This is a genomic window from Psychrobacter immobilis (assembly GCF_904846235.1).
Taxonomy (GTDB): Bacteria; Pseudomonadota; Gammaproteobacteria; order Pseudomonadales; family Moraxellaceae; genus Psychrobacter; species Psychrobacter immobilis_C.
The window spans coordinates 130,568-143,311 of sequence record NZ_CAJGZN010000002.1; the positions used below are offsets into that span (position 1 = coordinate 130,568).

Sequence of the window (12,744 nt, forward strand, 5' to 3'; positions counted from 1 at the left end):
CCATTTTCAAGGAGTGACAATGGCGATCAAAGACTGGCATGAGGATGACAGGCCACGCGAAAAACTTTTAAAATTTGGTGCAGCTCATTTGTCTGATGCCGAGATACTGGCCATATTTTTGCGCACGGGTACTCAGTCTCAATCAGCGATTGAATTAGCACGACATTTGATTGATCAGTTTGGTAGCTTAGCCGAACTATTAGCCGCCCCTCAGAAGACGGTTCTTGCCTGCCATGGTATTGGCCCTGCAAAATACGCCCAAATATTAGCCTCACTTGAGATGGGTACGCGCTATCTGGACAGCCAACTCAAAACCGGGCAAGCACTCGGCCGCTCCCAAGCAGTCAAAGACTATATCAGCACTCAGTTGCGCGGTGAGCATCGTGAAGTATTTGCGGTACTCTGTCTGGATAATGCCCTCAACCTTTTAGACTTTGAGATATTATTTACTGGTGGTATCTCATCATGTTCTGTCTGTATCAAGCACGTACTGCGGCATGCGCTAAGCCACGCTGCTAGCCAACTTATCATCGCGCATAATCATCCTCATACCGATGCCAAGCCATCAACGGCAGATAACTTACTGACCTATGAGCTAAAAAAAGCCTGTGACCTGTTAGATATCTCGCTTGTCGATCACATTATCGTCGGACGTAACGACACTTTGTCTTATGCCGAAAGCTGCCTTTCCCCTTTTGGTTAGCTCTTTGGCTAGTTTTCGATAATGGCTAGCTACGTGTTCCAACTAGACATATGATGAACCTGCAAACAATTATGTTTGATACATATCATCGACAGAGCGTAGCATTTTGGCTCTTGATAGTTATCGACAACTGTTTCATATTAGTAGCCATTCTTGTCATTTATTTGTCAATTACTTACTAGACCATTAATACTAGTATTTAAAAGCTGTAGAACGTCGTAGAACCGAGCATTTAAAGATTAACAAATCATTCAATATATTTATAAGACAGTGAGTGGCAAGACGAAAAATAATTATAGTTAGCTTATTCACTTACGTACTTTTCGCATTTCTTATTCAGCGCTTTAAAGGAGATAGTCATGGCAATTGGCTTGTTTATTTTGGCAGTCATCATTCAGTTAGCCGTGGTCTTGGCCATCTTTTTGTTGTCCTTATCACGGGTCACCGGTAGCATCGTCGCCCTGATTACGGTTATCGTTACCGCAATTATCAGCCCATGGTCGCTCATTTTGGGTATACCAATGGCATTACTGTGCTTGGTCTTACTCATTGCACCGCTTCGCCAATCGTTAATCACTAAACCTGTTTATAAGGCGCTGGGCGGTGCGATGCCGAGTATGAGTGATACGGAGCGTGAAGCACTTGATGCGGGTACTAGTTGGTGGGAAAAAGAGCTGTTTATGGGTGCGCCGAATTGGGATACCTTTGCCAATTATCCTTATCCGCAGCTCTCAGAAGAAGAGCAGAGTTTCATCGATAATGAAGTAGAAACCTTATGTGCCATGCTTGATGAATGGCAAATTCAGCATAAAGATAAAGACCTATCACCTGAAGCATGGCAATTTATCAAAAGTAATGGTTTCTTAGGTTTAATCATTCCAAAAGAATTTGGCGGCTTAGAATTTAGCTCTTATGCGCAAAGTCGTGTAATGAGTAAAATCGCTTCGCGCTCGCCGACTGCCGCTGTGACCTGTATGGTTCCCAACTCGCTCGGCCCTGGTGAGCTACTGATGCATTATGGTACGGACGAGCAAAAGCAGCGCTGGTTGCCAGGTCTTGCGAAAGGTGATGAAGTGCCTTGCTTTGGTTTGACTGGCCCTGAAGCCGGCTCTGATGCAGGCGCGATTCCTGATACAGGTGTAGTTTGCTACGGTATGCACGAAGGCGAGCAAGTGCTTGGCCTACGTATGAACTTCTCTAAGCGCTGGATTACCCTAGCACCTGTCGCTACTGTCGTTGGCTTAGCATTTAAAATGCACGATCCTGAAGGTCTACTTGGCAATCCTGAAAAGACCGATTACGGTATTACTTGTGCCCTCGTTCCAGCCAACCACGAAGGTGTCGTAACAGGGCCACGTCATAATCCAATCGGCTCACCATTTATGAATGGTACAGTCGATGGTAAAGACGTCTTTATTCCATTAGATTACATCATCGGTGGTGTCGAAAACGCTGGTCGCGGCTGGCGTATGCTGATGGAATGCTTGGGCGTTGGACGTGGTATTTCTCTACCAGCTCTATCGACATCAGCCAGTGAAATGACCTATCTATCTGTCGGCGCATTCGCCAAAGTTCGCGAACAGTTCAAGATATCCGTAGGTAAGTTTGAAGGTGTACAGGACGCTACTAGCCGTATGGCGAGTAACACTTATATGTTAGAAGCGTTCCGTCATTTGGTCACTTGCGGATTAAACCAAGGTGGCACGCCATCTGTTATGACGGCCATGGCAAAATACTATGCGACTGAAACCATGCGTAGCGTCGTCAACGACGGTATGGATGTGGTCGGTGGTCGTGCTGTGCAAATGGGTCCGCGTAATTTCTTAGCGACACCTTATCAGGCGATTCCTGTCTCTATCACTGTCGAAGGCGCCAACATTTTGACCCGCTCACTCATGATCTTTGGCCAAGGTGCGATGCGTTGTCATCCTTATTTATTCGACGAGCTTCAGTTACTACAAAGCGAAGACAAAGCGGCGGCCACTGAAAAATTTGATACCCTTTTCTTCAAACATTTGGGCTACACGTTTAACCGCGGTGCAAAAGCCTTTGTCGCAGGTTACATCGGTGGTAGCGATAAGGCCCCGAGTTTCGCAGACGCCTTTACCCGTCCCTACTACAAACATGTCAACCGTTTAAGTGCGAGCTTTGCCCTAACTGCTGACATGGCCTTAGGACTACTAGCAGGGGACTTAAAGCGTAAAGAGATGCTCTCTGGTCGCTTAGCAGATATTCATAGTCATCTATTTATTGCGACTGCTATTTTGCAATTCTATGAGCATGGTAGTAAATCAGAGTCTGAGCGCTTACATGCTGAAGTTGCGCTACAAAACAGCTTGTACACGATTCAAGAAGCCTTTGTGTCATTCTTTGCCAACCTCCCGAATCGTATGGCAGCCAATGTGGTCAGCTTTGTGACCTTCCCAAGTGGACGTATCTTCACCCCAGCAAGCGATGAGCTAAAACGCCAATTGGGTGATACTTTCATGGATGATTTTGCAGCCAATCCATTCCGCGATTATCTTAAAACCATGGTTTATTACAACACCGATGCAGACGATGTAACTGGTCGTATGGAGCATGCTTATCAGACCTTGGTCGAAATCGAACCATTGTGGCAGAAGTTCAAAAAGGCAGAGCATCAAGACAGCTTTGAAGGTCTAACCTTTGAAGACCATGTGGTACACGCCAGTCAAAATGGCGGCATTACTGAAGAAGAAGCAGAAGTTCTGATTCAATATAATGCCATGCGTTTTGATTCATTATTGACCGATACGTTTGACGAGTATCTATCGGAAGCGCTAGAACGTGACAATCCGCATGCGCTTGAAAATGCAGTTCATCAACTGACTGATTACGCACAGCTAAAAAGACAAGCGCAGAGTAAAAATGGTATCGCTGTGGATACCGATGCAGCTGCCGTTGATGAGCTAGCCACTAACGAACCAACTATTAATGATCTAGACAGACCTGCAAACACAGACGACCATACTGGCGATGCCAATCCTAATCATGGTTATGAAAGTGATGGCGATGTAGAGTTAGTCAGTGAGCAAGATACTGTCAAAGAAGTAAATTCGCAGACAGATTTTGAAGAGTCAGAGCCTGAGAGAGAGGCACTCGATCATCGACATCGTGATGCTGAGTCACATCTTAACGAGCGTATGGGCAATAACCACAATCGTCATATTGCACCACCTGATGAGATAAATACGGAAGCAAGTGATAATGATATCAAACCTTTAGAGCGCCAATCACCTTTGTCCCGCGAAGAAGACGATAAGGTTTAATAATCTATTCTGTTTTTAATATTGCTATTAGAAACTGAGTATTATTAGATTTATAGTAAGAGTTTCATTTTTTATTAGCCAGACTATCTATAAACGATAGTCTGGCTTTTTTAGGTCTATTGGAAATTCTAAGCTTAATTAATCATATGAGTCTTATTCTTTTCTTTGCATTTCGATAACTTGAAATCAATGGTTCAATATCAATAGTTTGACATATTTGCTTACCCTAAAAACTCTTTCATGAATATTTTGTTTCATATGGGAAACAAACCGTTTAGAATAAATATTGACTATATTATGGGCACATAGTTGTAACGAGAAATATACATTTAGAATAAAATCAGAAAAAAATCTTGCAGTGCCCTTAGCTATTCTTTTATATTGTCCACGAAAATGTGACATCGAGCGACAATCACAGGAACTTAATAGTCATAACAAGCTTTGTAGTAAGGCTGATAAGTACAATCATGTTGGCTAATGAACACTTACTATAAAGCTGTTATGCACACAAAGGATATGAATTATGTGGAAGAATTTAGGACTGACGGGCAAGATCATTGTTGCCATGGTGCTCGGTATTGGACTGGGCCTATTTCTAAACTACTCAGGATTGAACGGCGAAGGTGGCTTTGTTAACACTTACATCACCAATGGCTTCCTTGCCATTGTTGGTAAACTATTTGTCAACTCGCTAAAAATGTTGGTCGTACCTTTGGTGCTTATCTCACTGATTTGCGGTGTATGCGGTATTGGTGATATTCGCCTACTTGGACGTATTGGTACCAAAACGTTCATTATTTATATGATAACCACTGCACTCGCTATTGCGACTGCGATTGGACTTGGCTCGCTATTCGGTATCGGTAAAGGCATGAATATCGGAACGGAAGCCGAGTTTGAAGCTGCGTCAGCGCCGCCTCTACTTGATGTATTCTCTAACATTATCCCATCGAACCCCATCAGCGCGATGGCAAATGGCGATATGTTATCGATCATCTTCTTTGCTATTTTGATCGGCGTCAGTATCTTGATGGTCGGTAAACCTGCCAAAGGCTTAGTGCAGAGCCTAGAGCTAATCAACGAAGTCATCTTAAAGATGGTCACGATCATCATGAACCTTGCACCATATGGTGTATTTGCGCTATTGACCAAAGCAATGGCAGAGCTAGGTTTAGACTTGATTTGGTCACTACTGGGTTATGTCGCGGTATTGGTCGGTTCATTGGCCTTCCACTTCTTTGTCACCATGATGATTGTACTTAAAGTATCTTCAGGCCTGTCTATCAAGACGTTCTTGGCAAAAATGCGTGAAGTACAGATCTTTGCTTTTAGTACCTCAAGCTCAAACGCGACGATTCCTATTACCTTGCGTACGGTTACCAAGCGTATGGGTGTAAACAACTCAGTTGCCTCGTTCACTGTTCCTTTTGGTGCTACCATCAATATGGATGGTACGGCTATCATGCAGGGTACTGCGACCATCTTTATTGCCAACATTTACGGCATTGATTTGGGTGTAACCGAATACTTAACCGTCATCTTGATGTCAGTACTGGCGTCTGTTGGTACGGCTGGTGTACCTGGTGTTGGTCTAATCATGCTGTCTATGGTATTTGCTCAAGTGGGTCTGCCAATCGAAGGTATCGGTCTAATCTTGGGTGTGGATCGTATCCTTGATATGTTACGTACTGCTGTAAACGTTGGTGGTGATGCTGCTGTTACTACTATCGTAGCAAAATCAGAAGGCAAAATGGATCTGGCTATTTACAACGATCCTAATGCTGGTGCAAAAGACGTATTTGATGGTCATATCGATGAAGACAATGAGCGTGAGTTCTCTGAAGTCTTTAGTGATGGCATCATGGGTAGTGAATACGATGATGTCGATCGTCGCCGCTAACCCACTCCTGCTAGATAGAAGTGCATAAAATAAAAAACCTCAGTCAAGTTGGCTGAGGTTTTTTTATGATCAATAACCAGTAAATAATAATGGTTGATACGGTTCTATCAACAACTAATTAGCCAAACACGTACTTGGTCAACATCGCCAGACAGACCAGTACAATCACTGGACGAATCAATTTGCTACCGCCTTTGACCACCATATGCGAGCCAAAATAGGCGCCGATGGTTTGTCCAACCATCATCGCTAGCCCCACTTTCCACAGTACGTTACCACCCAAAATAAAGAAAATTAACGAGCCAATATTGGTCGATAAATTCAACACTTTAGCCGCGCCTGTTGCTTCGATAATTTGACGACCACGTAATGCCACATTGCCAAGCGCAAAAAACATACCAGTACCTGGACCAATATAACCATCATAAAAACCAATCAACGGTGCCACAACTTTTTGCCACTTACTCTCTGAGATACGCGGTGCAGCCTCTACTTCACCTAATCTAGGGGCAAATAATGTATAGATACCGATAGCCGCGATTAAAAACGGAATCACCTTTTCAAGCAAGTCAGGTGGCGACATCTGTACAGCGATGGTACCGATAACGGAACCAATAAAAGCGGCAATGATAGCTACTTTGATTCGTTGCGGTTTGACGACTCCTTTTCTAATCATAGTAATAGACGCCGCTAGTGCGCCTGATGCCGCTTGCAGTTTATTCGTACCAAGCGTCAATACTGGTGGGATGTTGGCCAGTAGCATGGCAGGGATGGTCAACAACCCGCCGCCGCCAGCGATAGCATCAATAAATCCTGCCAATGCGGCCACCGCAGTAAGCATTAAAATAATCTCTAACGAGAAAGTTAAGTCCATGACACTGACCTGCAAAATATGATAAGAAGAGAAAAAGGAGTTATGAGATAAGGCTAAAATATCATTATCGATAAGCTGACAGCTTACCAGTGCTAGCAAAAGAAATAATGACACGTCGCACAGCGCTGCTCATTATAAAGATAAAACCATAAAAAAAGCCAAAAACGTAACAAAGTCTGCTAAATTTGTCTAATAACGTTCCGAATCTGCTCAGCCGAATAGCGACTGATTAAAAAGATGTAACGACTTACAACTATTGTGCTCGCCAAATCCTCTTTATAATATTGCTATTGTGAATATAAAAAAGTAGACCGTTGGCACTGGCTCAACGTATTTTGTTGTCTATATTGATAAGAGTATGAGAAACTGTTTCTGTCTATTTGCTACCCCCATATTATAGGTAGCGCAGACATTGATGGATATTTGAGGTTATTTAGTAAATTGTATTTAGCGAATGAGGATGATATGGCAATACGAAGGATTAAGGCATTTTTTGAATTTGAGGCAGCAGGCGGTATCGTCTTAGCATTGGCTGCCATTGCTGCAATGATCATTGCCAACTCCCCTCTTAATGTTTGGTATGAAGGCTTTATTCATGCACCAGTCGCCATTCAGATTGGTGAGTTTGCGATTGCCAAAGACGCTCATCACTGGATTAACGATGGTCTGATGGCGGTTTTCTTTTTCTTGGTTGGATTAGAGCTTAAGCGTGAAGTACTCATTGGCGAGCTGTCCAACGTCAAACAGATAATACTGCCAGCAGGGGCTGCACTTGGCGGTATGATTATGCCAGCGATTGTCTATCTGCTCTTTAACTATAATGAGCCTGAGTTTTGGAAAGGTTGGGCCATTCCTGCGGCTACAGATATTGCGTTTGCACTCGGTATTTTGAGTCTTTTAGGTAACCGTGTACCTAACTCTTTAAAGGTATTTTTGGTCTCTATTGCTATCTTCGATGACATCGGTGCGATTCTGATTATTGCTTTGTTTTACACCAGTGAGTTGTCGCTAGAATCATTAGCAGTAGCTGGTCTATGTTTGCCGTTCTTATATGTTCTTAATCGCCGTAACGTTACCAACATCACGCCCTATCTACTCATTGGTCTGATCATGTGGATTGCCGTACTCAAGTCTGGTATCCATGCAACATTGGCAGGTGTGGTACTAGCACTGTTTATTCCGATGTTCGACCGCACTGATCCTGAGCACTCTCCGCTTGAAGAGCTAGAGCATGATCTGCACAATACCGTCGCCTTTGGTATTTTACCAATCTTTGCTTTTGCCAACTCGGGTATCTCGCTCGAAGGCGCAGGTTTTGCTGAGTTATTCCACTCAGTGCCGCTAGGTATTGCCGCTGGTTTATTTATTGGTAAGCAGTTAGGCGTCATGTTCATGTGCTGGTTAATCTTTAAGCTTGGTATCTCAACCATGCCAAAAGGTATGGACTATAAGCAAATCTACGGTGCAGCTCTATTGTGTGGTGTTGGTTTTACCATGAGTTTGTTCATTGGTGGCTTAGCGTTCGCTGGCGACACCACTATGTTTGATGAGCGCTTGGGTATTATCATGGGTTCAATCGTCTCTGGTATTGCTGGTTACATCATGCTAAAAATGAGCTTGAAAGACAATGCTAGCGGTACATCGGTCGATTTGACTCGTCCACATTAATGAAACGTAGAGTAGCTTATAATGGTACTGCTTAATGTTGATGCCACTTATAAGCTGCTCTATTTTGTTTATATATGCGTTAACGAGATATCTGTAAGTGTCCTAACAATCAATGACAAAGCTGCATAATGTGATTAATTGCTAGCATCATTTATTTGTGTTCATAGTTATTATCGTTATCACAGCTATCGGAGCTAACCATGTACCGACCTATACACCGCGTTGTACGTCAACTGGCATTAGGGTTATCTGTTTTCGGTAGTATCTATCTGCTAGCAGGCTGTGCAACACTTTCTAAGCAAGAATGTCTCGTCGGTGACTGGCAAGCTATCGGCTATAACGATGGCGTGGCAGGTTACCATTCAGACCGCTTAGCATCTCATACAAAAGCCTGTGCCAAAGCTAGCGTCGCGCCTGACTATCAGGCATGGGAGCGAGGTCGTAAACTTGGTCTGCAACAATACTGCACCATTAATAATGCCTATAACATTGGCAGACGTGGTCGTCAGTTGAACAATGTTTGCCCGATCACTATGGCCAATACATTGCAAGCGGCTAATCAAAAAGGGCTAGATTATTACGCCTTAGACAGTCAGTTGGACAAAGACAATCGCCTCCTAGATACTTACCAATCAGAATTCGATAAGCTAGAAAATGGTGACATGCTAGATTTTGCTAATGAAAAAGAAGCCCGTGCACGGCTGCTATCTCTATCTGATGAGATTCGTGATACCAAACGCCGTATCCGAATAACACAGCATCAATTAGATTCATTGAACCAATCCAGTAATTTTTACGAATGATTGTGATGCGAAGCTATTGCAATGCAAGTTTTATGCTCTAAGGCATGTCCTCACTCTGAAAATGGTACTTGATAACTATGGATAAGAAAATCATCAATACGGCAAGTACTCCAACTGACAAACCTGACTTTCAGTCATCGAATGCTCAATCATCGAATGCTCAATCATCGAACGCTCAATCATCGAACGCTTATCAGCGTCATGGACGTACCACTGCTATCGATGACCATAGCGATTTGCAGGTTCTAAAACGCATTAAACGTTATTTATTACCAAAAGACTTTACGATCTCGCCTGCTCTACTTGATGAGATAGTAGCAGGTTATGATATTGGTGATCCGCTTGCAGACGCGTTAGCTGCACAGAGCATAAAATTTGCAAAGCCCTTACAGCATACTATTCTTAGCGATAGTTCAAACAATAATCCTGCAAGCAATTATCTTGTAAACAATCCATTATTTAGCGCACTCACTGAGCAATTTAGCAGCCATCCTGACTGGTTCGACCCAAAGCTTGCTCAGATAGGTGCGATTGCCTATCGGCGATATCCGTTGATGCTCATTTGGCTATTGCGTAACGTTGCTCTAATGGCAGGCTATAGCATTCCTGCCCTCTCGTTACCGCTCATTCAGACGGGCGCACTGATGCACGATGCGCTACCGCGATTGATGCGTACTTACGCTTATATCTTGGCCGTGTCTGAACACCCCTCATCTAATATGAGCACACGCAATCAAAACAAACCTATCGAGCAAGTATTGGCTATTGGCTCTGAAGGCTGGCGACAATCGATCCAAGTACGTCAGATACATACCTTGGTACGGCAAAATTTACTCAAAGGGAAACGCAGTGCTGCTACAGGTGTGATACCAAACGCCGAGCAACATCATAACCCTGACGGCAGTTGGAATACTGACTATTGGGGCATCCCTATCAATCAAACCGATATGATTGCCACCCACTTACAGTTCTCATTACTTATTATGCGCGGTCTACGATTACTGGGCGCACGTATTAGTACAGAAGAAGCTGAAGGTATCCTGCATCTATGGAATCTTGCCAGTTATTGGATGGGGGTTGATCTAGATCGTCTGCCAAAAGATGAGGCCGCGTGTTGGGAATGGCTCTATACCTATCTATCGATACAGCAGCTAGATTTTAAGATGGGACAGCCATTGGCAAAAGCATTGCACGATTTACCGCGTCAGCTGATGGGTGAAGACAATCGCCGTGGACGTTTTGTCGAAATGGTCAACGCCAGTGTCACCCGCACCTTAGTTGGTGATGACATTGGTGACGGCTTAAACTTACCAAAATCGAAGATACGCTTTGGCGTGTTGTCTTCAGTGCCGATTCTTTTTGCGCTCGATACTGCACGGCAGCATAATGCGTCCGTAGCCCATAAGCTAGAAGCATTCCGTGCCAAGCGCCAAGACAATATGAACTGGTGGCTTAAAAAGAACGATGATTATTATAAATAGATGACCATAGTCATCCCACTATAAAAGCATTACTGTGTTAACCTCGTTTGAAGTATCACATATACATCTACACTCGGTTGCCTTGTACTACTTTTAAATTGCATCGACTATATTATAAGTAGATGACATTTCTCAGCGTTTGTTTTCTACGCGGTAATACCATTCGAGCTGTCGATCAAACCCTGTTTCTAATAGATTAGCAATTACCCGTCCTGTTAGTCCCCACACTGTCTCGCCATCGACCTGCCAGCTCGGCGTCAGTATGGTAGCCATTTGCTCCTGCATCTTATACTCAATTTCATACTCTACCGTTGGTTGAGTGACTAACGACTCTAAGTCTGCCCAAAAAATACGTGATATTTCTCCCGCTTCAGGTACGAGTACTAGACCTGGGGCGATAAGCGCGACGATTGGACGTACGCTCATACCACTTTTTGAAGTTTGGATAGGTAGCTGACCAAGCAACTGGACTTTATTGGGTGGCAGTGCTGTTTCTTCACAAGCTTCACGCAATGCGGTAACGACATTATTGCCATCGCCTCGATCATGTTTACCACCCACACAGGAGACCTCACCCGCATGACTGTTCATATGGGCGGCGCGGCGTGTTAGTAGTAGTTTAGGTCTGCGCTCATGCGTAATAGCGACCAGTATTGATGCATCGGCAATCGGTGTCTGATATAGGCTATCTAAAACGCGGCTACTATGAGAGGCGTTATTTGCCTCGTACATTGCTGGACTTGTCAGCGCATTTAAGGTCTCGTGCTGCACTCGCTCGGCTAATTGACGAAGCGTCGGATGACGAATAAAACTTGGGACAGCAACTGACAGGTTATCGAAGCTCACAGCCTCCGGTGGGAATAACATTATAATTGCCCTATATTTTTATGGTTATTAAGCGGTATCAACAGCATCTTTCTTATTTTCTATTATTAAAATCGCGACTAGTAAATAAAACCAACAATCTATTTATTGTTCTCGGCCACGCGACTTGTCAGCGGCTTTAGTATCAATAATTACTGAACACTCACTAGACTAGCGCAATATAATAGTGGCTGCATGCTATTTATGTGACTGATTCATTGCTTATCAATGCTCAATAACGGCCCTATTAACTAATAATAGTCAGCCTATCTGTGAAATGATGCGTTACTGTTATCGTGATTCTGTCCGTCGATAATATGTGCTATCTTAAGACGATAGCTGCTCTTTAGAATAATATCTTATATAAGTCAGGTACGTTTAAGTTAGGGTTATTTCAGGTCTACACAGTCTACGGATCGTAGTACTTGTCTCATCATCCTTATGTCTAACTTATCTCGAAACGATGACAGCAGCACTTCAGAATGTAGGTCTTATAACCTATAAAAAACATCATACACAATAACTTTTATAACAAGGTAGTTGATATGCGCTATTGCCTCCAATGCGGTCATGAAGCAGAACGAAAAATCCCACCTACGGACAATATGCCGCGTTTGGTATGCCCCAATTGCCACTATATCCACTACGAAAACCCAAAGGTTATCTGTGGCTCGCTAGTCGTACACGAAGACAGAGTGCTACTCTGCCGCCGTGCCATTGAGCCACAATATGGGCTATGGACGATACCTGCAGGTTTTATGGAAAATGGCGAGACCATGGCTGAAGGCGCAGCACGCGAGAGCTACGAAGAAGCTGATGCCATCGTACTGAATCCGCATCTATACTGCATTTATGACTTACCAGATATTGGACAGATCTACTCTATCTATCTGGCCGATCTAAAAGATGGCGCGTATGGTATTGGCTCAGAAAGCCTAGACTGTGCACTGTTTAGCGAAGAAGATATCCCATGGGATACACTGGCGTTTGAAGCCATTCGCCGTACTCTAAAAAGTTACTTTGCTGATCGTAAGCAGTATAACGAGTTGTCAGAATTTCCGATTCATCAAGACAAAATTGGCAAAGATTTGAGTATCAAGCGATATTAATCAATTACCTAACCACAAAAAGCCAAGCATGATGCTTGGCTTTTTTGTGCTT

9 protein-coding genes are annotated in these 12,744 nt (G+C 43.6%); 7 read left to right on the plus strand and 2 right to left on the minus strand.

Features of this window, described 5'->3' with window-relative positions; translation table 11 throughout:
• The first annotated feature begins 19 nt into the window (after positions 1–19).
• From radC to JMX07_RS01865, 3 genes are all read left to right on the plus strand, one after another.
• On the plus strand, positions 20–703 hold the full coding sequence (gene radC, locus JMX07_RS01855; protein ID WP_201605847.1) for a RadC family protein: 684 nt from the start codon (positions 20–22) through the stop codon (positions 701–703).
• A 359-nt stretch (positions 704–1,062) separates the two neighbouring features.
• Positions 1,063–3,993, plus strand: coding sequence for an acyl-CoA dehydrogenase (locus JMX07_RS01860; protein WP_201605848.1), 2,931 nt, complete (start codon positions 1,063–1,065; stop codon positions 3,991–3,993).
• Positions 3,994–4,516: 523 nt separating this feature from the next.
• A complete protein-coding gene (locus tag JMX07_RS01865; protein ID WP_057761609.1) occupies positions 4,517–5,893 on the plus strand; it encodes a dicarboxylate/amino acid:cation symporter in 1,377 nt (458 codons plus the stop codon).
• Between the two features lie 118 nt (positions 5,894–6,011).
• Here the strand turns inward: JMX07_RS01865 and JMX07_RS01870 are convergent, their stop codons facing one another.
• The gene (locus tag JMX07_RS01870) at positions 6,012–6,767 is read right to left on the minus strand and encodes a TSUP family transporter (protein ID WP_101206038.1); all 756 of its coding nucleotides are present in this window, start codon (positions 6,765–6,767) and stop codon (positions 6,012–6,014) included.
• Positions 6,768–7,232: 465 nt separating this feature from the next.
• On the opposite strand from JMX07_RS01870, the gene nhaA reads away from it, so the two are divergent.
• From nhaA to JMX07_RS01885, 3 genes are all read left to right on the plus strand, one after another.
• The gene (gene nhaA / locus JMX07_RS01875) at positions 7,233–8,435 is read left to right on the plus strand and encodes a Na+/H+ antiporter NhaA (RefSeq protein WP_102091810.1); all 1,203 of its coding nucleotides are present in this window, start codon (positions 7,233–7,235) and stop codon (positions 8,433–8,435) included.
• A gap of 200 nt (positions 8,436–8,635) precedes the next feature.
• Positions 8,636–9,238, plus strand: coding sequence for a DUF2799 domain-containing protein (locus tag JMX07_RS01880; protein ID WP_201605850.1), 603 nt, complete (start codon positions 8,636–8,638; stop codon positions 9,236–9,238).
• A gap of 77 nt (positions 9,239–9,315) precedes the next feature.
• Positions 9,316–10,719 carry an oxygenase MpaB family protein gene (locus JMX07_RS01885; protein WP_201605852.1) on the plus strand — a complete coding sequence of 468 codons (1,404 nt, stop codon included), beginning with the start codon at positions 9,316–9,318 and terminating at the stop codon, positions 10,717–10,719.
• Between the two features lie 132 nt (positions 10,720–10,851).
• Here JMX07_RS01885 and JMX07_RS01890 read toward each other — a convergent pair whose 3' ends face one another.
• Positions 10,852–11,586, minus strand: coding sequence for an NUDIX hydrolase (locus JMX07_RS01890; protein ID WP_201605854.1), 735 nt, complete (start codon positions 11,584–11,586; stop codon positions 10,852–10,854).
• A 542-nt stretch (positions 11,587–12,128) separates the two neighbouring features.
• Between JMX07_RS01890 and JMX07_RS01895 the strand changes: the two genes are divergently transcribed.
• Positions 12,129–12,692 carry an NUDIX hydrolase gene (locus JMX07_RS01895; protein WP_101206043.1) on the plus strand — a complete coding sequence of 188 codons (564 nt, stop codon included), beginning with the start codon at positions 12,129–12,131 and terminating at the stop codon, positions 12,690–12,692.
• The last annotated feature ends 52 nt before the right edge of the window (positions 12,693–12,744 follow it).